The 23,416-nt window shown below is 50.9% G+C and carries 21 protein-coding genes, 3 tRNA genes, 1 pseudogene and 1 riboswitch; of the genes and pseudogenes, 13 read left to right on the top strand and 12 right to left on the bottom strand.

Annotated features, from left to right (window positions below):
* Positions 1 to 88 precede the first annotated feature (88 nt).
* Positions 89 to 323, top strand: a riboswitch (cobalamin riboswitch).
* Positions 324 to 451: 128 nt separating this feature from the next.
* The 5 genes from NB640_RS03430 (at position 452) to NB640_RS03410 (ending at position 5,039) form a co-directional block, all read left to right on the top strand.
* Entirely contained in the window at positions 452 to 679 is a 228-nt protein-coding gene (locus NB640_RS03430) for a hypothetical protein (protein ID WP_269309756.1), read from the top strand.
* Positions 657 to 2,327: a TonB-dependent receptor domain-containing protein gene (locus tag NB640_RS03425; protein ID WP_269309755.1), complete on the top strand. Its 1,671-nt coding sequence runs from the start codon at positions 657 to 659 to the stop codon at positions 2,325 to 2,327. The genes NB640_RS03430 and NB640_RS03425 overlap by 23 nt, the downstream gene beginning before the upstream one ends.
* A gap of 82 nt (positions 2,328 to 2,409) precedes the next feature.
* On the top strand, positions 2,410 to 3,390 hold the full coding sequence (locus NB640_RS03420) for a FecCD family ABC transporter permease (RefSeq protein WP_408637953.1): 981 nt from the start codon (positions 2,410 to 2,412) through the stop codon (positions 3,388 to 3,390).
* Between the two features lies 1 nt (position 3,391).
* Positions 3,392 to 4,066, top strand: a complete 675-nt coding sequence (locus tag NB640_RS03415) for an ABC transporter ATP-binding protein (protein WP_332880226.1) — start codon at positions 3,392 to 3,394, stop codon at positions 4,064 to 4,066.
* Between the two features lie 100 nt (positions 4,067 to 4,166).
* Entirely contained in the window at positions 4,167 to 5,039 is an 873-nt protein-coding gene (locus NB640_RS03410) for a cobalamin-binding protein (protein WP_269309753.1), read from the top strand.
* Positions 5,040 to 5,070: 31 nt separating this feature from the next.
* Here the strand turns inward: NB640_RS03410 and NB640_RS03405 are convergent, their stop codons facing one another.
* The 8 genes and pseudogenes from NB640_RS03405 to metG form a co-directional block, all read right to left on the bottom strand.
* The gene (locus NB640_RS03405) at positions 5,071 to 5,478 is read right to left on the bottom strand and encodes a surface-adhesin E family protein (protein WP_269309752.1); all 408 of its coding nucleotides are present in this window, start codon (positions 5,476 to 5,478) and stop codon (positions 5,071 to 5,073) included.
* 2 nt (positions 5,479 to 5,480) lie between these two features.
* On the bottom strand, positions 5,481 to 6,320 hold the full coding sequence (gene panC / locus NB640_RS03400; protein WP_269309751.1) for a pantoate--beta-alanine ligase: 840 nt from the start codon (positions 6,318 to 6,320) through the stop codon (positions 5,481 to 5,483).
* An 87-nt stretch (positions 6,321 to 6,407) separates the two neighbouring features.
* A complete protein-coding gene (locus tag NB640_RS03395; RefSeq protein ID WP_332880225.1) occupies positions 6,408 to 7,250 on the bottom strand; it encodes a segregation and condensation protein A in 843 nt (280 codons plus the stop codon).
* Between the two features lie 17 nt (positions 7,251 to 7,267).
* A complete protein-coding gene (locus tag NB640_RS03390; protein WP_269309750.1) occupies positions 7,268 to 7,468 on the bottom strand; it encodes a DUF3460 family protein in 201 nt (66 codons plus the stop codon).
* Positions 7,469 to 7,548: 80 nt separating this feature from the next.
* The gene (locus NB640_RS03385; RefSeq protein ID WP_269308812.1) at positions 7,549 to 8,046 is read right to left on the bottom strand and encodes an IS5 family transposase; all 498 of its coding nucleotides are present in this window, start codon (positions 8,044 to 8,046) and stop codon (positions 7,549 to 7,551) included.
* Between the two features lie 56 nt (positions 8,047 to 8,102).
* Positions 8,103 to 8,324: pseudogene (locus tag NB640_RS03380) on the bottom strand (transposase); the annotation flags it as partial.
* A 108-nt stretch (positions 8,325 to 8,432) separates the two neighbouring features.
* On the bottom strand, positions 8,433 to 8,909 hold the full coding sequence (locus NB640_RS03375; protein WP_269309749.1) for a GNAT family N-acetyltransferase: 477 nt from the start codon (positions 8,907 to 8,909) through the stop codon (positions 8,433 to 8,435).
* Positions 8,910 to 8,918: 9 nt separating this feature from the next.
* Positions 8,919 to 11,000 carry a methionine--tRNA ligase gene (gene metG / locus NB640_RS03370; RefSeq protein ID WP_269309748.1) on the bottom strand — a complete coding sequence of 694 codons (2,082 nt, stop codon included), beginning with the start codon at positions 10,998 to 11,000 and terminating at the stop codon, positions 8,919 to 8,921.
* Between the two features lie 107 nt (positions 11,001 to 11,107).
* On the opposite strand from metG, the gene apbC reads away from it, so the two are divergent.
* Positions 11,108 to 12,196 carry an iron-sulfur cluster carrier protein ApbC gene (apbC, locus tag NB640_RS03365; protein WP_269309747.1) on the top strand — a complete coding sequence of 363 codons (1,089 nt, stop codon included), beginning with the start codon at positions 11,108 to 11,110 and terminating at the stop codon, positions 12,194 to 12,196.
* A gap of 147 nt (positions 12,197 to 12,343) precedes the next feature.
* On the opposite strand, the gene NB640_RS03360 is transcribed toward apbC, so the two are convergent.
* Positions 12,344 to 13,288 (bottom strand): substrate-binding domain-containing protein, encoded by a 945-nt coding sequence (locus tag NB640_RS03360; RefSeq protein WP_332880224.1) that lies wholly within the window; start codon positions 13,286 to 13,288, stop codon positions 12,344 to 12,346.
* Between the two features lie 317 nt (positions 13,289 to 13,605).
* Between NB640_RS03360 and NB640_RS03355 the strand changes: the two genes are divergently transcribed.
* The 6 genes from NB640_RS03355 to NB640_RS03330 all read left to right on the top strand — a co-directional run bounded on the left by NB640_RS03355 (position 13,606) and on the right by NB640_RS03330 (position 18,639).
* Complete coding sequence (locus NB640_RS03355; protein ID WP_269309746.1) at positions 13,606 to 15,273, top strand: OFA family MFS transporter; 1,668 nt, start codon at positions 13,606 to 13,608, stop codon at positions 15,271 to 15,273.
* Positions 15,274 to 15,452: 179 nt separating this feature from the next.
* Positions 15,453 to 16,847 (top strand): glutamate--tRNA ligase, encoded by a 1,395-nt coding sequence (gene gltX / locus NB640_RS03350; RefSeq protein WP_269309745.1) that lies wholly within the window; start codon positions 15,453 to 15,455, stop codon positions 16,845 to 16,847.
* A 101-nt stretch (positions 16,848 to 16,948) separates the two neighbouring features.
* A tRNA-Ala gene (locus tag NB640_RS03345) sits at positions 16,949 to 17,024 on the top strand.
* A gap of 35 nt (positions 17,025 to 17,059) precedes the next feature.
* Positions 17,060 to 17,134 (top strand) — tRNA-Glu (locus NB640_RS03340).
* 38 nt (positions 17,135 to 17,172) lie between these two features.
* A tRNA-Glu gene (locus NB640_RS03335) sits at positions 17,173 to 17,247 on the top strand.
* 141 nt (positions 17,248 to 17,388) lie between these two features.
* A complete protein-coding gene (locus NB640_RS03330; protein WP_269309743.1) occupies positions 17,389 to 18,639 on the top strand; it encodes a DUF2863 family protein in 1,251 nt (416 codons plus the stop codon).
* A 10-nt stretch (positions 18,640 to 18,649) separates the two neighbouring features.
* Here the strand turns inward: NB640_RS03330 and moaC are convergent, their stop codons facing one another.
* Positions 18,650 to 19,132: a cyclic pyranopterin monophosphate synthase MoaC gene (moaC, locus tag NB640_RS03325; protein ID WP_269309742.1), complete on the bottom strand. Its 483-nt coding sequence runs from the start codon at positions 19,130 to 19,132 to the stop codon at positions 18,650 to 18,652.
* A 67-nt stretch (positions 19,133 to 19,199) separates the two neighbouring features.
* On the opposite strand from moaC, the gene NB640_RS03320 reads away from it, so the two are divergent.
* Positions 19,200 to 20,723: a M48 family metalloprotease gene (locus tag NB640_RS03320; protein ID WP_269309740.1), complete on the top strand. Its 1,524-nt coding sequence runs from the start codon at positions 19,200 to 19,202 to the stop codon at positions 20,721 to 20,723.
* A 68-nt stretch (positions 20,724 to 20,791) separates the two neighbouring features.
* Here the strand turns inward: NB640_RS03320 and NB640_RS03315 are convergent, their stop codons facing one another.
* Together NB640_RS03315 and fabI are read right to left on the bottom strand one after the other, a co-directional pair.
* Positions 20,792 to 22,183 carry a DEAD/DEAH box helicase gene (locus NB640_RS03315; protein WP_269309739.1) on the bottom strand — a complete coding sequence of 464 codons (1,392 nt, stop codon included), beginning with the start codon at positions 22,181 to 22,183 and terminating at the stop codon, positions 20,792 to 20,794.
* Positions 22,184 to 22,502: 319 nt separating this feature from the next.
* A complete protein-coding gene (gene fabI / locus NB640_RS03310; RefSeq protein WP_269309737.1) occupies positions 22,503 to 23,309 on the bottom strand; it encodes an enoyl-ACP reductase FabI in 807 nt (268 codons plus the stop codon).
* Between the last annotated feature and the right edge of the window lie 107 nt (positions 23,310 to 23,416).

Below are 23,416 nucleotides of genomic sequence, written 5' to 3'. Positions count from 1 at the left end.
GCTTATTTTACTCCCGGGCGCACCCTGACGTCATATTTCCTTTCCGTTGCGGAAAGGTGGCAGCATTTGCCTTATACCGTCCTCATCGCTACAATCTTGTTGCTCTGGTGCTCGTGAAAATATTCCTTTTCGCGGTTAAACGGGAAACACGAAGCCGGTTTGTACCGGCCAACGTGTGCTGCCCCCGCAACGGTAAGCAAGTGTCTCCCGACAATCTGTCTCATTACGTCACTATGCGGTTTCGCATGGGAAGGCGAGGCGGATTTCGTATGTGTAATACGAAGACTTGCAGCCCGGATACCGGCCAGACACAGGATAAGTGCTGAAAACGGGTGGTTTTCGCAATTGTTTTTGCCTGGTGTTGGCAATGCATTGTTGTACCCATGCTGTTTCACACTTTTATTTAATGGGGCTTGCGGGGACGCGAGCCTGGCATTTTCATGGAACAGTCATGTTTTTTTCATCCTTAAGCAATCCCCTGCCGGTGTCAAAGCCGGTTCTTCTTGTTTCCGTCCTTGCAGCCTGTCTGGCAGCGCCTGCATGGGCACAATCTGATACAAACGAAGACCCCATACCAGTTGTTGTTACGGCATCGCGTATCGAGCAATCGCAGAAAGATGCGATTCCTTCCACGAGTGTCATTACATCGGAGATGATTGAGAAAAAAAAGGGCGCCTGATGTCCTGACACTGTTGCGGCAGGAAGCAGGCGTCAGTATTGCCAGAAATGGTGGCTATGGCACAACGTCATCCGTTTTCATGCGAGGTGCCAATTCAAATCAGGTGTTGATCCTCATTGATGGGGTGCCGATTCGGGATACCAGTTCGACCGGTTCCCCTGTCGCTCTGGAGCATCTTTTGCCTGATCAGATTGAACGGATTGAGGTTGTGAGAGGCAATGTCTCAGCAGTCTATGGCTCCGGGGCTATCGGTGGCGTGATTCAGATTTTTACCAAACGGGGTGAAGGGCCGCCAAGCGTCAGTCTGACAGCAGAAGCAGGTACTGACAGCACCACAAGACTGAGTGCGGGCATTTTCGGAAAACAGGAAGAAATACGCTATAACCTGGGGGTGACGCGCTACAAAACAGAAGGGTATTCAAGCATGAATACACACCAGTACCCTAATGCCAACCCGGATGATGACGGTACCCGGAACATCAGTGTCAATGCCGGTATTTCCCGCGAATGGGGGCCGGGAAATGAGTTTGGCGCGAGACTGTACGCTTATGATGCCAAGTATCAATACGATGGAAGTTCGACCAAACGAGACCAGTGGGACCACGGCACCTCCAAGGAATGGACCGCTGCCGCATTCAGTAAAAACCGCTTTACTTCCAACTGGGATTCAACCGTTACGCTTTCACAGACTGAAATCGAGCGCTGGATATATTCCAAAAATGGGGCAAGTGGCGATTACACCGGTAAATTCAAAAGCCAGGCTTCCATGGCGCAATGGAATAACCAGATTGCCCTCTCATCTGACTGGGTGGCAACAGTCGGAACCGACATTGCCAGAGAAAAGGCACAGACAGGTGCACCCAAAACCTTTTCACGAACCAATCACAGTGTGTATGCGGGGGTAAATGGCGACATGGGCAACCACCACCTGCAGCTGAATGCCAGATATGACCATGTAGAGGAGTCTGGTTCGGATGTGACCGGATACCTGGGATATGGCTATGATCTGACATCTTCCTGGAAACTGGTAGCAAGCGTATCCACGGCTTTCTTGGCGCCGACACTTTACCAGGTCTATGACCCTTATTCGGGAAGCAAGGATCTGGAAGCTGAGAGGTCCCGTTCTTATGAAGCGGGTATACAGTATGCCAGCGGCAAGACGCTGGTGCGCGCTACCTTTTTTGATACACATACCCGTGACATGATTGATTGGGTCAGTACAGGAGGGTGGAGTGGACAATATTTCAACGTGGGGCGAACGAAAAACAAAGGCTTCGAATTAAACGGCACAACCCAGTTGGCAGGGATTGATATCCGGGGCAATCTGACGATTCAGGATCCAAAAAACCGGGATACGGACAAGCAGCTGAATCGCCGCGCAAAAAAACTGGCATCACTTGATGTATCCAAAACGTTAGGAGCATGGTATTTGGGCGGTGATGTGCATTATGAAGAGCACCGCCCGGATATCGGTGATAAACGGTTACCGTCTTATGCTATCTTTAATTTGAATGCCCGTTATCAGATAAATAAGGAAGTCTCGGTATTTGCCCGCATTGAGAATCTTTTTGACCGGGACTACCAGACTGCGTATGGTTATGACATGCCCGATCGCGGGTTTTTCGCGGGTGTAAACTGGAAAATGTAGCGCTAATCCTTGAGGCAATAATGTGCTGAACCAGACCGGTATTCAGACTGGCAATATACAATGGAAAAGACGGCCGCTCGGCATGCTGGTCGTGCTGGCCGGACTTTCCATTTTATGCCTTCTGGGGGCCTGTTTGGCTGGTTCTGAAAGTGTGAACTGGCACATTTTGCCTTCTGCTTTTTTTGAAATGATACAGGGTGAGTCGGTTTCACTGACGGCAATCCTTCTCTCCTTACGCTTGCATCGCGTACTCGCCGCTTTTCTGACAGGCGGCTCCCTGGCTCTTGCGGGTGTGATGATGCAGGCGCTGCTTCGTAATCCACTGGCTGATCCCTATGTGCTTGGCGTGTCTGGCGGTGCTTCAGTCGGGGCACTCCTGATGCTGTTTCTGGGCGGGGCGGCATGGATGATGGATGCCGCTGCCTTCACCGGTGCTGTCGCTGTTGCAGTATTTTTATACTGGCTGGCCAGAAAGGAATTGGGTCAGTATGCTGGTTCGGATGGGGGAACCCGTCTTTTGCTGACGGGGGTTATTCTGGCATTTGGTTGCGGTGCGTTGGTTACCCTGCTGCTTTCCATTGCGCCCGATGGCAGCCTGAGAGGCATGGTTTTCTGGCTGGTGGGCGATCTGGAAGGTGCGAGCATGAACGGGTTATCCGTTGTTGTCCTTCTTGTGGTGCTGGCAATTATTCTCAAAATGGCCCGCTCTGTCAATCTGCTGGCATTGTATGCGGAAGACGCGGCGGCGTTGGGCGTCAATGTCGCATGGGTCAGGAAGTCGCTTTTTATCGGCAGTGCATTACTGACAGCCTGTGCAGTAAGCAATGCCGGCAGTATTGGTTTTGTCGGTTTGATCGTGCCGCATCTGTGCCGTATGGCACTGGGCTCCGATCATCGTCTGCTGTTGCCAACTGCGACACTGGTTGGCGGCAGTTTTCTCGTACTGGCGGATACGCTGGCACGTATCCTGATGGCGCCCCAGCAGCTGCCGGTCGGTGCGGTGACCGCCCTGATTGGTGTGCCGGTTTTTCTCTTTCAACTGTATCGCTTCCGAGGTAATTGATATGCTGCGTATCCGGAATCTGAGCCTGGCAACAGAAAAAAAGCAGCTGTTAACACACTTGAATTGCGAGATCCTGCCTGGCGAATGCTGGGTGGTATTCGGTAAAAATGGCGCAGGCAAGACGACGCTGATGAGGACCCTTGCCGGATTGCGTCAGCCGGATTCAGGAGCGGTCTGTCTGGATGAAAAACCGCTTTTTTCATGGGGCATGCCTGCACTTGCGCAGCAGCGGGCTTATCTCCCCCAGGCCTATCACGATGCGTTTGCATACCCTGTCATGCAGATCGTGCTTGCCGGACGGCATCCCTACCATGCAAGGCATTACTGGGAAACGGATGCGGATTGGGTGGCTGCCCTTTTCGCCATGGAGCAGATGGACATCCTGTCACTGAAAGACCGGGATGTACGGTCGCTTTCAGGGGGCGAACGCCAGCGGGTGGCGCTGGCGGCTGTACTGGCGCAGGATACGCCGCTTATGTTGCTGGATGAGCCGGCGGCATCTCTGGACCTTGCCCACCAGGCCGGCCTGATGCAGCTTGTTGGCAGGCTGTGCCGTGAACAGGAAAAAAGCGTGGTAATGGTTGTGCATGATCTCAATCTCATACACGATGTGGCAACGCATGTGTTGTTGATAGAAGAGGGGGGGCATGGCTTGCCGGTCCGGTATCTGAAATAATGAATACCGATCTGCTGACCCGTTGCCTCGGATATCCCATTACCATGCTGCAGCATGAGGGACGTGCAGTTTACATACCTGCCTGATACGGAAAAGCACCATGAAGAAAATACTGCTGTTGCTTTGTTTCGTTGTGACATCGGCTGGTGCGGTCAGTGTGGTGGATGATGATGGCCGCACGGTTACCCTCCCAAAACCCGCAGGGCGGATTATTTCCACGGCGCCGCATATCACGGAGTTCCTTTTTGAGACCGGCGGTGCAGGACACATCGCGGGGGTGACCAGCTACAGCAATTATCCTTCCGAAGCACAATCACTTCCGCTGGTGGGAGATAACCGGCGGATTGATATGGAGCGGGTACTGGCATTAAAACCGGATCTGATCATCGCCTGGCGCGGGGGTAATCCGGTTCGCCAGATTGATCAACTAAAGCGCATGGGGATTCCGGTTTTTTACAGTGATCTGAAAACCATGGAAGACATACCGAAAACACTGGAGCGATTCGGTACGCTGGTCGGGCAGGCGGAAAAGGGAAAAAAACAGGGAGCGCTATGGAAGATGCGCTTGGAACGCCTGAAGAAACAATACGAAAACCGTCCTGTATTAACCGTGTTTTACCAGATTTCGGAAAGGCCGCTTTATACCCTCTCCGGAAAACATATTATCAGTGAGGCTATCCGGATTTGTGGCGGGGAGAATATTTTTTCCGGTCTGGACACCATTGCACCTCGTATCAGCATTGAGTCCGTACTGGAAAAAAATCCGGATGTCATTTTCATTTCACGCAGTGGCGGCAGTGCAAATGGCATCAATTTCTGGCGCCGGTTTGGGGTTATCAAGGCGGTCAGAAAAAACAATGTGTTTGAAATCGATGCAGATCTGATGGACAGGCCCGGTCCCAGATTCATTGATGGCGTTTCTGCACTTTGCGAAAAAATAGACAAGGCTCGCACCAGTCAGCGCGATCAGTAAGCCGCATTTACTGAGGGCGTATAACTACGCTCTAATTGATTGAGTGGGTACAGACGAAATCGAAAAAGTTTTCGCCGATGGTTTCCTTCTCGACCTTCTCAAACTTGATATCACTTATTTTTCCGGAGAATGTCATATCGGATTCACCTGCGCCATTGGGCTTGGAGTAAAGGATCTGGGTGGCCCGGCCATATCTTCTCTTTTTGCAGTCAAAGAAGAAAAGCGAGCGGTCGGAAATGAAATCAAATTTGGTGCCTGGTGCCCTGGCTGAAACAGAATAGTTGAAAATACTCCAGGCTCTTCTGTATTTGCCGACAGTGGCAATGGAATCGACATCCACATAAATTTCCTGGTTGTCAGAGGCAATGACATATTTCCAGTTTTCTGCATAGGCATTCAAAGAGAGCATGAAAAGAAAAAACAGGGCTACTTTTTTCATCGCTATATCTCCAGATTGTCAATCAGCCGGGTATCCCCCAGTCTGGCCGCCGCCAGCACAACAAGCGGCTCACCTTCTGCAATATCACCAGCGGTGGGCGGCTGCAGGTTGATCTGCTTGCGGATGGAGACATAGTCGGGAATCCAGCCGCGTTTTGCCAGGTTATCCATGGCATGTTTTTCCAGTTTGAAAACATCAGGATATCCTCCCTGAACCTGTGCTGCGACATATTGCAGCGTCTGGTACAGAAAAGGGGCTTCCTTGCGTTGTTCCGGTGAAAGATACATATTGCGGGATGACAGGGCCAGCCCGTCTTCGGCGCGATAGGTTTCTGCCGCGACGATTTCAACCGGCAAGGCAAATTGCCGGCACATGTTCCGGACAATCATCAACTGCTGGTAATCCTTTTTTCCAAAGACAGCTACCTTGGGGCTGATGCTGGAAAAAAGCTTCAACACAACGGTTGTGACGCCATTGAAGAAACCGGGACGGAATTTGCCTTCGAGCACATCTCCCAGGTTTTCCGGCGGCTGGACTCTGAATTCCTGTGGTTCGGGATACAGGTCTTTTTCTGTCGGGGCAAAAAGGACATATACCCCTTCTTTTTCCAGTTTTTCGACGTCCGCGCGAAAGGTGCGCGGATACTGGTCAAAGTCTTCATTGGGTCCGAATTGCAGCCGGTTGACAAAAATGGATGCAACGACAGGGTCACCATGTTTTTTTGCCAGGCGCATCAGGGACAGGTGGCCTTCATGGAGGTTGCCCATGGTCGCGACAAAGGCTGTGCGCAACTGGCCGTGAAGCTGGTTTCGTAACTCTTCAATAGTGGTAACAATTTTCATGATTTAAAGCGGTAATCCGGAAAAAACATCAGAAGAACATCATTTTATGATGAAATGACATATCCATGCAGTAACTTTTTGGCCAAGTTATTCATAAGAGCCGGTCAAACGCACATAAACCGGTGCAAGGGGTTCGGCCTGGGTAATTTCGACCAGTGATTCCCGGGCGAGTTCCAGGAGTGCCAGGAAATGCACGATGACAACGGCAACGCCTTCTGCCACATCAAATAGGTCATAAAACTCAACAAAGCCGGTTGTCTGCAGGCGCCTCAAGATGATTGACATGTGTTCACGAACAGAAAGCCCCTGTTTGCCGACCGTATGGCTGGTGGTCAGCTTGCTCCGCCGAATGATTTCAGTAAATGCGTTGTGAAGATCAACAGGAAACACGTCCGGCCAGCGGGGAGCTGTGTCTTTGGGAATGGTGACGAAGGGGGAGAAAAAATCGTCACCGAGTTTGGGCATATCTTCGAGTTTGCCGGCAGCCAGTTTGATACGCTCGTACTCCAGAAGACGCCTGACCAGTTCGGCACGCGGATCTTCCGGTTCTTCAGCATCCTCGTTTTTGATGCTCGGCAGCAGCATCCGGGACTTGATTTCCACCAGTGCCGCCGCCATCAGCAGGTATTCTGCGGCCAGTTCAAGCTTGTGCTGACGTATCTGGTCAACATAGACCAGATATTGTGCCGTCAACTGGGCCATGGGGATATCTAAAATATTGAAATTCTGCCGCCGGATGAGATAAAGCAGCAGATCAAGCGGCCCTTCAAATGCTTCCAGAAATATCTCAAGTGCTTCGGGCGGGATATAAAGATCTGTCGGCAACTCAAAAACTGCCTCACCATACAGCCGGGCAAAGGCGATCTGTTTCGCCTCTGCTTCGGGCGGAGTGGAAGGGGCCTCTGATAGAACGGGGTCTGTCGCAGTCATGTCGGCTGAAAACGGTTTTAGCGATACAGGTTTGCCGGTTGTGGCAGACGGGATTGCCTGTCGCGGATATAGGTATCAATATCAAAGGGTGCCTGATCCCACAAGCGCTTCAGTCCGGCTTCTTTTTTTGCAGGCAAGTCAGGATCATTTCCGGAAAGCTGCTCAAAGAGGTGTTCCAGATCAGATTGGTAAGTGGGCTGTCGCCAGAAAAAATTCATGCGGTTTTCCTGTTTTTTGCGTATTTTAACCTGCCACGCCAATCGTGACGGATAATTGGCGTCCTGACCCTAGATAGCGTCTACTTGAGTATGGTTAACGCATTCAACCAAAGGGCGATACAGCGCACCTGCACAGCGGCAGCAAATGTCGCGAGATTTTTTGCGTATCTTGTGGCAATACCCCGCCAGCGTTTGAGATAAAGAAAGACATTTTCCACCAGGTGACGCTTCTGATAAATCTGCCGATCGTAGCTTCTTTTCTCCTTGCGATTTCTTTTCGGGGGTATGACGGGTATGATGTTGCGGGATTTTGCATGGTCAAGAATGGCGTTTGAATCATAACCCCGATCCGCCACCAGATGGCGAGGGGATATCCCATCCATTAACCGTGAAGCCTGCGTACAATCTGCAACGGTACCCGATGTGACAAGACATCTGACCGGCATACCATTCGCATCCACGGCCAGATGTATTTTTGAGTTGAGCCCCCTTTTGTGCGCCCCATGCCCTGGTTGCCTCCTCTTGCCCCCGCCGCGTGCGGGTGAATCTTGATGTGACTTGCATCTATCAGAAGCCATTCAAAATCAGGCTCATCTATCAGGATTTCCAGCAGGCGCTCCCATATGCCCTTGTCGCGCCAGCGGATGAAGCGCTGGTGAACGCTTCCCCATTTTCCGTACTCCGGCAAAAGATCACGCCAGGGGGCGCCTGTGCGTAATATCCAGAATACAGCATTAATGAAGGTGCGGTTATCTTTGGCTATCCTGCCCCATTGACCAGGCTGTCCTGGAAGGTGGGGCTCAAGTAAAGCCCAGGCCTGGTCGGATATGTCGTGGCGTCTGTACGCTGGTCTCATGGAATCTCCTGTTAAAGGGTGGTCTTCCTATAATGATCATCGCTTCATAACATCTGCCATCTGGCAAACAGAGGGAGTTTTATCTCTTATATCTCATGTAGACACTATCTAGTCAAAAAGCTTTCGCAGCATGACGGGCGGCGGTGTCAGTGAGTCACGCAATGAAAACTCGAGTTCAGGGGCAATATTGAAGTCAAAGATGGCATAAAAATCAGCCAAACGTTCATGTTCAGGATAAAGCGCCATATGCAGTTCGCTGATGTCATATTCATGCGCATGATGAATAATGGCTTCGAGCAGATGTTCTGAAAAACTGTTTCCGCGATAGTCAGGCAGCACACCCAGACGGTGGATTTTCCAGATACTGCCATCCTCATCGGTGGGCAGCCATCGAACGCATCCTGCGGGGTTGTCGTCAACCATCAGAATAAAACCACCGCCATGCTGGAGATCCGGCAGGACAGTGGTTTCGGTTTCGGTATGGCCTTCGGAACGGGCGTCAACCTTGCCCGCCCATGCCTGCCGGGTCAGATCGGCGATCAGTTGTGCATCATCAAGAAGCGCTTCCCTCACAACGACCTTCATGGCGTCCCTTTATCGTATTCGCATGCCAGGCATTGCCCCTGGCCAGGGTTGCAGGATATAGATGCCTGAATCGGATTTGTCCGATGCCGCCAGCACCATCCCTTCTGACATGCCGAATTTCATTTTTCTGGGGGCCAGGTTGGCAACCATCACGGTCATTTTACCAACCAGTTCGTCCGGCTGATAAGCGGAACGAATACCGGCAAAAACGTTTCTCAAACGGCCTTCACCCACATCCAGCGATAAACGCAACAGCCTGTCGGCACCCTCAACCAGGCTGCACTCAACGATCTTGGCGATGCGCAAATCCACTTTGGCAAAATCATCAATCGTGATTTCCGGTGCAATTGCCTCAATGGTGTCTGAATCCTCTTCCGTTTTCCCGTTTACTGGTGTTGCCTCGGCCGGCTCCACCAGGGCATCCATCAGCTTTTCGTCCACCCGTTGCATCAGATGTTCATAGGCGTTGATGGTATGGCCATTTTCCATGGGGGCGGAAATATCATCCCACTGCATGGGTGGCAGATTCAGGAATTTTTCCACTTTTTCTGCCAATGCAGGCAGAACCGGTTTAAGGTAGATGGTCAGAATCCGGAAGGCTTCGAGCAGCTTGCTGCAGACTTCATGCAGCAGGGCTTCGCGTTCCGGTTCTTTGGCCAGAACCCAGGGTTTGTGCTCATCCACGTAGGCATTGACCATATCCGCATAATGCATGATTTGCCTGAGGGCGCGGCTGTATTCGCGCGTGTCGTACAGGTTGGCGATCTCATCAGCGCCGGCGCGGATCTGGTTGAGCAGCGAATCATTGGCTTCGGATGCGCCCGAATGGATGTTTCCGCCAAACTTTTTGGTGATGAATCCTGCTGCACGGCTGGCAATGTTGACGTATTTTCCGATCAGGTCTGCATTGACACGGGCCATGAAATCCTCTGCCGTGAAATCCACATCTTCCACATGGGAATTCAGCTTGGCAGCAATATAGTAACGGAGCCATTCCGGGTTCATGCCGATATCAAGATAGCGGATCGGTGAAATACCGGTACCGCGGGATTTGGACATTTTTTCACCGGAAACGGTGATGAACCCGTGCACAAACACGTTGTCGGGCACTTTCTTTCCGGAAAAGTGCAGCATGGCCGGCCAGAAAAGCGTATGAAAATAAATAATGTCCTTGCCGATGAAGTGATACTGCTCGGTTTCCGGATCGGCCAGGAAGGCATCATAGTCACGGCCGATTTTTCTGAAATAATTTTTCAGCGATGCCAGGTAACCGACCGGTGCATCCAGCCAGACATAAAAATATTTACCCGGCGCATCAGGAATTTCGATGCCAAAGTATGGCGCATCGCGGCTGATGTCCCAATCAGAAAGACCACTTTCTCCTTCTTTACCTTCCAGCCATTCTCTGGCCTTGTTGGCGACTTCTGATTGCAGGCGGGGATGCCCGTTGACATTACCCAATGCCCATTCACGCAAAAAAGCCACACACTGCGGATCAGAAAGTCTGAAGAAAAAATGCTCTGACGATTTGAGCACTGGTGTGACACCGCTCAGGATGGAGTAGGGGGCTTTTAGGTCGGTGGGCGTATAGACCGAACTGCAGACTTCACATGAGTCGCCGTTCTGGTCTTTGGCACCGCATTTTGGGCATTCCCCCTTGATATAGCGGTCCGGAAGAAACATTTCCTTGACCGGATCAAAGAATTGCTCAATCGTGCGGGTTTCTATCAGGCCGCCTGCTTTCAGATTCTGATAGATCTCGCGTGACAATTCATGGTTTTCCGGGCTGTCAGTGGAATCCCAGTTGTCAAACTTGATATAAAACCCGTCTAAGGGCTTCTGGCGGCCCGCGGCAATTTCCTTAACGAATTCCTGGGGTGTCTTTCCGGCTTTTTCGGCAGCAATCATAATCGGTGCGCCGTGAACATCGTCAGCACAAACAAAATGAACTTCACGCTGATTGCCATTGTCTTTCTGCATTCGCTGGAAACGGACCCAGATGTCTGCCTGGATGTATTCCATGATGTGCCCGATATGAAACTGGGCATTGGCATAAGGAAGTGCAGTGGTAACAAACAGTTTTCGTGACATGGCGATTATTGGCAAAAAGGGATTTATTGTAACAAAGACTACAGCATAGGGCTTTGCAGACCCTTTGGCAATTACGGTAGACTTGCGCTTTCCGCTAGGAGAAAAAAATGCACATGATGGCAGAATCTGTTGAGCAGGCGCTCTTGAAGGTCGTCGATGCCAATACGGGTATCGACCTGGTTTCATCCAAAACAGTCAGGCAGATAAAAACCGACGGCAACGATGTTTCCGTGTTTATCGCGCTTCCTTATCCGGCAAAAAGTCAATGGAAAACGCTTGAAAAGCAGATTGTTGATGCGTTGCAGGATATTCCCGGCATAGGGCATATCAGCGTCAGTATTTCTACAGCGATCAAGGCACACAAGGTTCAGGGCACGCTAAAACCCATGCCCAATATCAGGAACATCATTGCGGTGGCATCCGGAAAAGGCGGTGTCGGTAAATCAACCGTTGCAACGAACCTGGCGCTGGCATTGTCTAAAGAAGGCGCTAATGTGGGCATTTTAGATGCCGATCTTTACGGCCCGTCCCAGCCCATTATGCTGGGCCTTACTGGAAGGCCGGAGTCATCAGACGGGCAGACGGTTGACCCGCTGGGAAAATACGGGATACAGCTCATGTCCATCGGGCTGATGATCAATCCGGATGAACCGGTGATCTGGCGTGCGCCTGTTGCAACACAGGCACTGATTCAGCTTCTCGAAAAGACAAACTGGCAAAATCTTGATTACCTGATTATTGATATGCCGCCGGGAACAGGAGATATCCAGTTGACGCTTTCGCAGCGCATTCCGGTGACAGGTGCTGTTATCGTGACAACTCCCCAGGATATTGCGCTTTCAGATGCGCAAAAAGGGCTTGTCATGTTTGACAAGGTAAATATCCCTGTTCTGGGTATTATTGAAAACATGAGTCTGCATATCTGCTCCCATTGCGGCCATGCCGAAACGATATTTGGCGAAGGCGGTGCGAGAAAACTCAGCGAGACATATGGGGTGGAAATATTGGGTGAGTTGCCGCTTCAACTGTCAATCAGGGAGCAAAGCGATGCCGGCATACCACCGGTTGTGGCTGATCCAGACAGCGACGTTTCCCGAATATTCATGAATATGGCTCGTCGCCTGGGTGTCAGAATTTCACAGAAAGCCAGGGATATGAGTAGCCGGTTGCCCGGGGTGGTGGTCGAAAATACCTGATTTATGGAAACGCTGATTAAAAGGCTTTGTGAGCGAATTGCTGCGTTACGCGGTGCTCGCAACCTTCGCCTATCTTAAGATATATCTTGGTTGCGGCTCCGTTTGCCTTGCACTTCATCTCCCAAAAATCATTTAATCAGCGCTTCCTTATGCAATAGCCACGTTGCCAAAGGCTTCTTTCAGGCTCAATATCTGCCCGGCATTCGTCGCATCATATCCGCCCAACTGATTGACATGCTGTTTAAAGTCAGCGCTTTTCATGATTTCCAGCACATCGTTGAGCGGTGTGCTTTTCCACTCATCTTTGCACAAGGCAAAAAAGTAGCGTTCCTGCATCAGGGGAACAAAATCCAGCCCGAAATGGCGGGCTGCCGTTTCCACCCCGAATCCAACATCCGCCATATCGCTGGCAATATAGGCAGCAACCGCAGCGTGCGTGAATTCAGCCGTTTCAAAACCGCTGATGGTGTTGTGAGGAATGTTGCTTTCATCCAGCAAACGCTCAAGTGTACGCCGTGTGCCCGAACCGGTCTGGCGATTAACGAAACGGATACCTTTGCGGGTGATGTCTTCCAGTTGCTCGATTTTCTTGGGGTTGCCGCGGGCAACCAGCAATCCCTGTTTCAGGTGAGCCAGGTGAATCAACTGGTGCTTGTCGGGGCAGAGATACTGCAGGAACAGTTGCACGGTTTCCGTTTCAAATGCGCCGACCGGAATATGAAATCCTGCCAGTTCACATTCCTTCTGTGACAGGGCTGCAATCGATTCCATACTGTTAAGATAGCGCAGCTCCACGGGCAGTTCAGTGGCATTGATCCGTTCCATCAGGGCAGCAACTGCAAAACCGTAGCTGGCATAAAGACGCACGGGATTGGTGGAATCAGAAATGCTTCGGCTGAGTTCGCGTTCCAGTTCGGATGAGAGGCTCTCCAGTGTTGGGGAAAGGCGGGCCGCAATTCGCCTGTCAGCCCAGAGCAGGGTCGTGCCAAGCCGGGTGAGTGTTGTTCCGCGGCCCCGATGTTTTTGAAGGAGCGGGGCACCAAAAATATTCTCCGCCTCGCGCAAAAGCCCCCAGGCATGCCGGTATGACAACCCCAGGATCTTTGCCGCCTATAAAATCGCACCTTCAGAATGGATTACTGTCAGCAGCCGCAACAGTAATGCCGTATCCATGGGGGGGTTCTTGCCGAAAGCGATGCGCCAGTGAGGTTGAATCGAAACTTTATACATACCGCATTTTAACCGAGAAGCGCATGAATTATGCAAAAAATTGCCTATAGCCGATAAAAATTTGCAGTGTTATCATGCTGCGTCAAAAAGGATTTTTTATAACATGCGTTTTTTGCGCATGTTAGGTAGGTAAATTTCGTAAGACATTTTCGTTGTTTTAATCCTAGGAGAGTAATAGTATGGCTGGTTTAAAATTCCTAAATAAGGAATACACTGTTGCAGGGGAAGGATTCAATCGCTGGCTGGTACCCGCATCGGCCTTGATGATCCACCTTTGCGTCGGCATGGACTATGGTATGTCCGTATTCTGGTTGCCGATGTCCCGCATCGTCGGCATGGAGCAGGGTCTGGGCAAGGCGCTGGATTGCCCTGCTGACATGAGTATTTTTGCGCAGCTTTTCACCACCAGCTGTGACTGGAAAGTGGTGATGTGCAGCGTTATTTTCGGTATCCTGTTCTTCATGCTGGGTACTACCACTGCAATTTTGGGCAACTGGCTGGAGCACGTTGGCCCTCGCAAGTGCGGTGTGACTTCCTGCATCTGCTTTGTCAGCTTCTTCCTGCTGGCTTCTATCGCGATGTTCACCCACCAGCTGTGGCTGGCATGGATTGGTGCTTTCATTGGCGGTATTGGCTTGGGTCTTGGTTATATCACCCCGGTTTCAACACTGATCAAGTGGTTCCCTGACCGTGTTGGTATGGCGACCGGTTTTGCCGTTGGCGGTTTTGGCGGTGGTGCGATGGTTGGTGCCCCGATGGCGCAGGCGCTGATGGGTTTCTTTGGCACCCCAACGTCTACCGGCCTGTGGCAGACTTTCCTGACCATGGCGATTGTTTACTGCATTTTCATGCTGCTGGGCGCCTTCACCATTCGTGTTTCTCCTCCGGGTTACATGCCAAAAGGCTTTGTACCGAAAAACACCGGTAACATGGTGGATGATGGTCACGGTGGCTTGATCGAAGCCAGTGCTTTTAATGTGGAAACCAATCGTGCGATGCGTACTCCGCAGTTCTGGTTCTGCTGGGGCGTGCTTTTCCTGAACGTTGCTGCCGGTATCGGTGTTATTTCCATGGCGTCTCCGCTGCTTCAGGAAGTGTTTGCCGGTAACCTGATCAATCTGCCGGGCGTACCTTTTGACCAGTTGACCGATGCGCAAAAAGGCCAGGTTGCCGTTATTGCTGCCGGCTTTACCGGTCTGCTTTCCCTGTTTAACATTGGTGGCCGTCTCTTCTGGGCAACCATGTCAGACTGGATTGGCCGTAAAAACACCTACTATGTCTTTGCGGTTGTGGGTGCCTGCTTGTATGCAACGATCCCGACCCTGGCTTCTTCACTGAACCTGATCCTGTTCCTGTGCGCAGTCTGCGTCTGTCTGAGCTTCTATGGCGGTGGTTTTGCAACGATTCCTGCTTACCTGGCTGACCTCTTTGGTACCCAGTTCGTTGGTGCGATCCATGGTCGTCTGCTGACAGCCTGGTCTGCTGCCGGTCTGTTGAGCCCGCTCTTGATCAACATCATCCGCGATATGCAGCTCAATGCGGGTGTGCCACGTGCACAGGCTTACAGTGTGACGCTGTACATCATGGCCTGTTTCCTGGTTGTTGAGTTCATCTGTGCACTCCTGATCCGTCCGGTCAGCAGCAAGTACTACATGACCGAGGAAGAAGTCAAAGCGGCAAAAGCTTCACTGGAAGACAAGATTGCCCATGCCCAGGAGTCCGGAGCATTGCCTGCAACCAAACCGACTTCAGCTGGTACGCTGGTTATCTGCTGGCTGATCGTTGGTATTCCACTGGCTTACGGTATCTCACAGACGGTACTGCAAACCATGAAGATGTTCATGTAATACAGCGGCAAATTTTATTTGCTGAGCAATTCAAAAAAACCGTCCGTACAGTGAACGCTGTTACGGACGGTTTTTTCTTTCACATGACCCGTTTATTGCGTGTCATGAAACAGATCAGCCCGTTTTTACGACGGGCGCGGTAAAATATCCTTTCCATTTATTTCTATTCCATTTTCAGCATGATAGTTCGAACCCGTTTTGCACCCAGCCCGACAGGCTTTCTTCATTTGGGCGGTGCGCGCACAGCGCTTTTTTCCTGGGCGTATGCCCGGCATTTTGGTGGGCAGTTTATTCTCAGAATCGAGGATACCGATGTGGAGCGTTCCACACCCGAGGCCGTTCAGGCTATTATCGATGGCATGAAATGGCTGGGCCTTGATCATGACGAAGGGCCTTTTTACCAGATGCAGCATATGGACCGGTACCGGGAAGTCATTGCGCAAATGGTGAAAGATGGTACCGCCTACTATTGCTACTGTTCCTTAGAAGAGCTTGACGCCATGCGTGAGCGGCAGCGTACTGCTGGCGAGCACACCCGCTATGATGGCACCTGGCGCCCTGAACCCGGAAAGACACTGCCACCGGTACCTGAAGGCCGTCATCCCGTGGTTCGTTTCAAAAACCCGGAAGAAGGGGATGTTACCTGGGAAGACCAGGTAAAAGGCACGATTACCATATCCAATCAGGAACTGGATGACCTGATCATTGCCCGCCAGGATGGTACGCCTACCTATAACTTCTGTGTGGTCGTGGATGACTGGGATATGCGCATTACCCATGTCATTCGGGGCGATGACCATGTCAACAACACGCCCAGACAGATCAATATCCTCAAAGCGCTGGGCGCGCCTTTGCCCTTGTATGCACATCTTCCCATGATTCTGGGTGGAGATGGCGAGAAACTCTCAAAACGCCATGGTGCCGTATCCGTCATGGAATATCCTGAAGCGGGTTATTTACCCGATGCCATGGTGAATTATCTGGCCAGGCTGGGCTGGAGCCACGGTGATGATGAGATTTTCTCCAGAGAGCAGTTTTGTCAATGGTTTGATTTTGACCATATGTCCAGTTCGGCAGCCCGCTTCGATACCGAAAAACTGAACTGGCTGAATAATCATTACATTCGCCAGACAGATAATGCCGAGCTGGCTAGGCTGGTTCGCCCACGACTGGAAAGACTGGGTGCACAGCTTGAGAATGCCCCTGATCTGATTCAAGTTGTTGAGCTGCTGAAAGAGCGTGTTAATACCATCAATGAACTGGCGGATGCAGCCATGCTGTTTTATCGCCAGCCACAGCCTGATGCGGCACTACTGGAAAAGCATCTGACAGCAGAATCCCTGGATGCGCTGAAAAATTATGTGTCAAATTGTGAAACGGTTGAGTGGAACAAGGACGCCATCTCTGCCATGACCAAGGCGGTTCTGGCAGAGCACAAGCTGAAAATGCCCCAGCTTGCCATGCCATTACGGCTGCTTTTGACCGGTCAGTTACAGACCCCGTCCATTGATGCTGTCGTCACACTTTTTGGACGGGATACGGTTTTATCCCGACTGAAATCCTCTCTTTCGTGAGGAGAGTATGTCTTAAGAACAGTGCAACTGTTTTTTTTACAGAAGTCAGGTCATAAAATTTACAACAACTCGCAAATTTTGCTATAATCGCTTCTTCGCTCGGGGGTATAGCTCAGCTGGGAGAGCACTTGCATGGCATGCAAGGGGTCAGCGGTTCGATCCCGCTTACCTCCACCAGCCTCTCTGATCGGGAGTGCTGAACGGAAAACAGGGTCCCCATCGTCTAGGGGTTAGGACACCACCCTTTCACGGTGGGAACAGGGGTTCGAATCCCCTTGGGGATGCCAGGTTTTCTGATATATGTTATTCTGATAGCTGTTACAGGGTCCCCATCGTCTAGGGGTTAGGACACCACCCTTTCACGGTGGGAACAGGGGTTCGAATCCCCTTGGGGATGCCAGCAACACGCTAAAATCACAGGTCTTGCGATCATGTCGCAAGACTTTTTTATTTTCTGAAGAAAAACCGCCAGCTTCAGTTTGTTAATGAATGCTCCTATCTAATACAATACGCCCTGCACTGATATTTCCCGGTTGTCATCATGTCTCTTCCTGAAAAAAAGGATTTTCCCAGGCTGTTGCCTGATTCCCGGCGTCTGGTTTCTCTGTCGATGGAGATTGGCAGGGCAGCAAGCCGCCTCGAAAGCCGTTTCTGGGAAAATCAGCTTTCCAACGTGATTTTGAAATTGCTTGAGACGAAAAAGCAGCACAAGCTGGATGACGCGATTGAATATCTTTATCAGGCGGATCCGGATGCATACAACATTCTGCTGGAAGCCATAGAAGCCCATAGTGAATCCGGTGTCATGCAGCATAAAGGAGTCGATTATGATGTCCTGCTCGTTGTTGCGCCGGTGATGGCCTGGACCCGTTTTGCGATTCCGTCCGGGCCGCTTTCATCAGCACTTCATGCCGGCCTGGTTTCCTCACTTGCTGACTGTATTTTTGCCGAAAATGCCCGTTTTTTACTGGCGCCGGAATTATATGCCATTGATCAGTTACCGCAGTCGCATGTGGAAGTATTTGCATTGATGAAAGACATGGCGGCCCCTCTGCTTGGCAAGTCCCAGGCAGGCCAGTTCAAGTCTCAGGAAACAACGCTTTTTCTTGCGGATGTACGCTACCTTGTCATGTCAGTGCTTGTTCCGGTATCGCAGCCTTTGTTTCGCTGGCAGACAACAGCCAGGGTGGATGAGCATGGAATGCTTCGTAAGGACTGCCTGGAAAACTGGAAAAAAAACGCACTTCCCCTGCTTTCAAACATGATGCATGGCTGCGTACTGGATCTGACATTGCCTGATGCTTTTTTTGACGCTTGCAGAAAAGCGGACCAGCAAATACGGCCTGCCTCGATTCATGCGGCAGTCCATTATCTGGCCCTGGCAATGGATGTTTCTGCCGCTGATTTGCGCGCTGTTATTGGCGGTTTTGTTGAAGTGCCGGAACAGGTCACCATCACAGAATATCGCATCGGCTTTTCCCTGCGCGATAACCCGCAGATTTTATATGGCGTTATCTGGCCCGTATATGGTGCCGAAGAAATACAGCAGACAGTGGAAAAGGGGTTCCCCTCCAGAGGCAGGGGGACACCACAGAAAGAAAAAACCGCGCCGCTGGATCAGATCCTGGTGCTTTTGGAAACCTCGGGTATCGCGTGTGAGAAGCTTCACCTGGAACGTTTTCCGATGGAGTTTTGTGATGAATGCGGGGTGCCTTTATTTGCCGATATCAATGCCGAGCTGGTGCATGCCGAGCTTCCGGAGTCCGCTATGCCGGAGTCACGGCTTCATTGATAGCCAGGAGCTACCCTGACTGTCCGCCGGTTTTCCGGACAAGGTGTACCCGATTGATCGTCATGCTTTTATCAACGGCTTTGAGCATGTCATAAATCGTCAGGAGTGCAATTTGAACGGCTGTCAGCGCTTCCATTTCCACACCGGTTTTTCCCATGGTTTCCACGCGGGCACAACAGGTAATGCCTGAGCTGTCCTCATGAAGCTGAAAATCAATGGCAATATGCGTCAAGGGAAGTGGATGGCATAACGGAATAAGCTCGCTTGTTCGCTTGGCGCCCATGATTGCTGCCGTTCGGGCGATGCCAAGGACATCTCCTTTTTTCGCGGTTGCTGACTTTACCTGTTCCCATGCCTTTCGGGTCATCAGGATGGTTCCCTGTGCAATGGCGATACGATGGGTGTCGGGTTTGTTGCCAACATCCACCATATGGGCTTGGCCATCCTCATCAAAATGGGTCAGTTTTTTATTTTTACCGTCAGAAGAAGACATGGTCAGAAAATGGTAGCAAAATGAAACAGAATGTGAACCGCCTCGCAGGAAAAGGTATCATACCATCATGAGAACAAGCCTGTTTTTCAAGCAGCAGCGGTTGCGCCGTATTTTCAGGATATTGGTATTTCCCCTGCTGTTTACATTTATCACGCAGCCTCTTGCCTATGCCCAGTACAGTAATTTGCCGACGCTGGGAGATACGGCTCGCGGTGAGCTTTCGCCGTTGATGGAGTACAAGATTGGTGTTGAGATCATGCGGCGCATCCAGATGGATCCCGATTACATTGAAGATGAAGTGATCAGCGAATACCTCAATAATATCGGCCACAAACTGGTGAATGCCACGCCTGATGTCCGGGGAGAAACCGGCAATGATTTCCATTTCTTTGCATTAAGAGATCAGACACTCAATGCGTTTGCATTGCCCGGTGGATTTATTGGCGTGCATACAGGTCTTTTGCTTGCTGCTCAAAGCGAATCCGAGCTGGCTTCTGTTCTTTCCCATGAGATTGGCCACGTTTCACAACGGCATATTGCGCGTATGATCGGTAACCAGAAGCAGGATATGCTGATTCCGATCGCGGCGCTTGTCCTGGCGGCAATAGCTGGCGCGGCAAAGCAGACGGATGCTGCCGGTGCTCTGGTGATGGGGGGACAGGGGCTTGCCGTGCAAAAGCAACTGAATTTTAACCGGGATGCAGAAAGGGAAGCTGACAGGGTTGGATTCCTGATACTGAAAAATGCCGGTTTTGATACCAATGGCATGGTCCTGTTTTTTGAACGCCTGCAACGGGCAAACCGTCACTATGGTGAGGGTTTTTCGGCTTATCTGAGAACTCACCCGTTAACATCAGAACGTATTGCCGATGTTGAGGCGCGTGTTCGTTCCGAGTCATACCGGCAGCATGCGGACAGCCCCGATTTCTATTATGTCCGGATCAGGGCCGAGCTGTTACAGGATGAAAGCGCCAAAGGCATGGAGACGGCCGCTGCCAATTTTCAGGAAATGATCAAAATAGGAAGCCGGCTTCCGGCTTCTGCCGGATACTACGGGCAGGCCTTGCTTGCCTTGAAGCAGAATGACACGATGAAAGCCGCTTCTCTTTTGCAGGAGGCGAAAAAGCTGGTAGGGGATAAAGCGGCACAAGCCAGCCTGGCGTTGATAAGCACATCCATCGACATCAAGATTGCAGGCAGACAACCGGCTGAAGCAGCCAGGGAAGCCTTGACGGCATTGTCCCGTTTCCCTGCCTCAAGAGCATTGTCCCATCGCTATGCCGGTGCACTGTATCATGCCGGAAATTATGACGGTGCGGCGCAATATCTCAGAAAACAGGCGCAGTTGTATCGCAGCGACCCAATGGTTCATGGCATGCTAGCCAAGGTATATGGCGCCCAGGAAAAAATCGCCTTGATGCACATTGAACTGGCAGAATCATACAGTTTGTCAGGAGGGCTCTCGGCAGCTCTGGAACAGCTGTCCCTGGCCAGGCAGGCCCCGGATGTCACTTTTTATGATCATTCGATCATTGATGCGAAAGAGCGCGAATGGCAGGCCCAGCGCCTGGAGGAAATGCAGGGAAAATAACGGGACACACACCCATAGAAAAAGCCGGCGAATACCGCCGGCTTTCTTTATCGATTACTTAACGTTTTTTAGTGAAACGGACGAGATGACGCCTGTTTGCCGCTAGCGGGTTTCGTGCGGTTTTTGCTTCTTTTCCGGTCGGAAAAAGGCTGGTCTGTCATAAAACTGCGCTGGGTTGTTTTCCCCGCGTGATGTTTTTTCCCGGATGCCGGTTTTCCGGATTTTCGCTTTGGCTCGGCTTGAGAAAAAGTGTTTTTTGGTTCAAACCCTGCGATTACATTGATAGGAATGGTTTGCCGTATAAAACGTTCAATCCGTTTCACGTTTTTATTTTCAGCGTGGTTAACCAGTGAGACGGCAATACCATTTCGGCCTGCGCGCCCGGTTCTGCCAATGCGGTGGACATAATCTTCAGGGAACTTTGGCAGGTCATAGTTAAACACATGGGTGATGTTGGGGATATCAATGCCTCGTGCAGCCACATCAGTTGCTACCAGTATCTTGACCCGTCCCCGGCGAAGGTTGTCGAGTGTCCGGTTACGTGCGCCCTGGTTCATATCCCCATGAAGGGATGCCGCAGAAAATCCTGCAATATTCAACTGGTCAGCAATGGAATCGGCATCCCGTTTTGTCGCGGTGAAAACCAGTGCCTGGTTGAGTGCATGATCCCGCAGCAGATGATCAAGGATGCGGTTCTTGTGAGTCAGATTATCCACAAAATGCAGGGTTTGCATGATGTTTTCATTTTTTGCCGTGACACTGGCAATCTGGATCATTTGAGGAGACTGTGTGATTTGTTGTGCCATTTTTCCGACGACACCATCCAGTGTGGCGGAAAAAAGGAGTGTCTGACGATCCGCTGGTGTGGCATCAACAATGGTTTCGATATCCTCGATGAATCCCATATCCAGCATGCGGTCGGCTTCGTCTAAAACGAGTGTCTGAAGTGCCGACAGGTCGATTTTTCCTGATTGTAAATGATCAATCAGGCGGCCGGGCGTCGCCACAAGAATATCCGGATTTTTTGCCAGCAGTTGCAATTGTTTCGGGTAGGGCATGCCGCCCAAAATGGCGACTGTACGAATTTGCTCGAGATATTTTGTATATTGTGCAGCCGCTGCTGTAATCTGAAGTGCCAGCTCACGTGTCGGTGTAAGGACCAGCATCTTCGGTGCAGCGGGTTGGAAACGGAAAGCCCTGCCGCGGGAACGGGCAGACTGTCTTTCCTGTTTTTGTGTTTTTGTGTTTCTTTCTGCATCAGGTATCCGGGTGAAACTGTGGAGAACCGGCAGCATGAAAGCTGCAGTTTTTCCCGAGCCGGTTTTGGAAGAAACAAGAAGATCGTGGCCGTTCAGTACAGCAGGTATGGCTTGCTCCTGTACGGGTGTAGGTTGGGTATAGCCGGCATCGACCAGAGCTTTCAGGATGGCAGGATGCAATCCCAGTTCATCAAATGTCATTTTTTTGCTTTCATGTGATTAAGCGCTTCTTAAAAGAAGCAAAATAGTGAAACAGCACATCAGGCAACGAAATGACTTGATACAGATATTTCGGCACAAAAGCTTTGCGCCAGGATAGTGCTCAAAAGGCACGTGGGGCGGTGAGGCTCTTTACGGCGCATTCAGAGTGAATGCACAAGGCTTGGGATGCTGTAATCCAATTGTTTTGCATCAATGTAAATGCAAAACAGAGACGCATTGTAATCTATTTCCGGGAAAGGTGCACAAAAAAATCCGGGCAGTGTGTTTTTTGTCTGCCCGGATGGATACTGCTGCTGGATCAGCCGCCGTTTGCCGGCCCGTCGATATCTGGGTTGAGTCCCATGACAAAATTGAATCCGCCATCAACATAAGTGATTTCTCCGGTAATGCCGGAAGCCAGATCCGAGAGCATAAAAGCAGCCACATTACCCACTTCTTCAATCGTCACATTACGGCGAAGCGGTGCATGGCCTTCCACAAAGTTCAACAGCAAATTGAAATCCTTGATGCCGCTGGAGGCAATGGTCCGGATCGGACCGGCAGAAACCGCATTCACACGAATGCCCTGTTTGCCCAGAGAATCAGCCATGTAGCGTACCGTTGCCTCAAGAGATGCTTTCGCAACACCCATGGTATTGTAGTAGGGAATAGCGCGGTTTGCGCCCAGGTAAGTGAGTGTCAGGGCACAAGAGCCTGCGTGCAAAAGGGGCTTTGCCGCTTTTACCATGGCTGGAAAACTGTAAGCAGAAACATCATGGGCCACCTTGAACGCTTCGCGCGAAAGCCCGTCAAAGAAGTCACCGGTTATCGCTTCGCGAGGGGCAAATGCTATCGCGTGAACAAGACCATCCAGCTTTCCCCAGGCCTTACCGATATCTGCAAAGAGATTTTCAATTTGTTCGTCACTCGTGACATCGCATTCATAAACCAGATTACTGCCGAATTGCTGTGCGAATTCGGTGATACGGTCCTTGAAACGTTCACCAACATAAGTAAAGGCCAATTCGGCGCCTTCACGATGGCAGGCTTCAGCAATGCCGTGAGCAATTGACCGGTTTGAGAGTAAACCGGTAACCAGAATTTTTTTTCCTTGCAAAAAACCCATTCATGACTCCAAATAACGATCGTACATTCTGCTTAAAACCTGGGGGGACAGAATACGTTTATAAAAACAACTCATCGCCTGCCAACAAAAATCGGAGATGAAATTTA

Origin of the sequence: Oxalobacter vibrioformis, from assembly GCF_027118995.1 — a bacterium.
Taxonomy (GTDB): domain Bacteria; phylum Pseudomonadota; class Gammaproteobacteria; order Burkholderiales; family Burkholderiaceae_D; genus Oxalobacter; species Oxalobacter vibrioformis.
The sequence above is the reverse complement of the archived record's forward strand: the minus strand, read 5'-3'. Positions and strand labels throughout refer to the sequence as shown.

Bases quoted from the DNA above. Each gene is read 5' to 3' on its own strand.
- NB640_RS03430 (WP_269309756.1), top strand. From the start codon at position 452: ATGTTTTTTTCATCCTTAAGCAATCCCCTGCCGGTGTCAAAGCCGGTT.
- NB640_RS03420 (WP_408637953.1), top strand. From the start codon at position 2,410: ATGCTGGTCGTGCTGGCCGGACTTTCCATTTTATGCCTTCTGGGGGCC.
- NB640_RS03415 (WP_332880226.1), top strand. From the start codon at position 3,392: ATGCTGCGTATCCGGAATCTGAGCCTGGCAACAGAAAAAAAGCAGCTG.
- NB640_RS03410 (WP_269309753.1), top strand. From the start codon at position 4,167: ATGAAGAAAATACTGCTGTTGCTTTGTTTCGTTGTGACATCGGCTGGT.
- NB640_RS03405 (WP_269309752.1), bottom strand. From the start codon at position 5,478: ATGAAAAAAGTAGCCCTGTTTTTTCTTTTCATGCTCTCTTTGAATGCC.
- panC (WP_269309751.1), bottom strand. From the start codon at position 6,320: ATGAAAATTGTTACCACTATTGAAGAGTTACGAAACCAGCTTCACGGC.
- NB640_RS03395 (WP_332880225.1), bottom strand. From the start codon at position 7,250: ATGACTGCGACAGACCCCGTTCTATCAGAGGCCCCTTCCACTCCGCCC.
- NB640_RS03390 (WP_269309750.1), bottom strand. From the start codon at position 7,468: ATGAATTTTTTCTGGCGACAGCCCACTTACCAATCTGATCTGGAACAC.
- NB640_RS03385 (WP_269308812.1), bottom strand. From the start codon at position 8,046: ATGGCTTCTGATAGATGCAAGTCACATCAAGATTCACCCGCACGCGGC.
- NB640_RS03375 (WP_269309749.1), bottom strand. From the start codon at position 8,909: ATGAAGGTCGTTGTGAGGGAAGCGCTTCTTGATGATGCACAACTGATC.
- metG (WP_269309748.1), bottom strand. From the start codon at position 11,000: ATGTCACGAAAACTGTTTGTTACCACTGCACTTCCTTATGCCAATGCC.
- apbC (WP_269309747.1), top strand. From the start codon at position 11,108: ATGCACATGATGGCAGAATCTGTTGAGCAGGCGCTCTTGAAGGTCGTC.
- NB640_RS03355 (WP_269309746.1), top strand. From the start codon at position 13,606: ATGGCTGGTTTAAAATTCCTAAATAAGGAATACACTGTTGCAGGGGAA.
- gltX (WP_269309745.1), top strand. From the start codon at position 15,453: ATGATAGTTCGAACCCGTTTTGCACCCAGCCCGACAGGCTTTCTTCAT.
- NB640_RS03330 (WP_269309743.1), top strand. From the start codon at position 17,389: ATGTCTCTTCCTGAAAAAAAGGATTTTCCCAGGCTGTTGCCTGATTCC.
- moaC (WP_269309742.1), bottom strand. From the start codon at position 19,132: ATGTCTTCTTCTGACGGTAAAAATAAAAAACTGACCCATTTTGATGAG.
- NB640_RS03320 (WP_269309740.1), top strand. From the start codon at position 19,200: ATGAGAACAAGCCTGTTTTTCAAGCAGCAGCGGTTGCGCCGTATTTTC.
- NB640_RS03315 (WP_269309739.1), bottom strand. From the start codon at position 22,183: ATGACATTTGATGAACTGGGATTGCATCCTGCCATCCTGAAAGCTCTG.
- fabI (WP_269309737.1), bottom strand. From the start codon at position 23,309: ATGGGTTTTTTGCAAGGAAAAAAAATTCTGGTTACCGGTTTACTCTCA.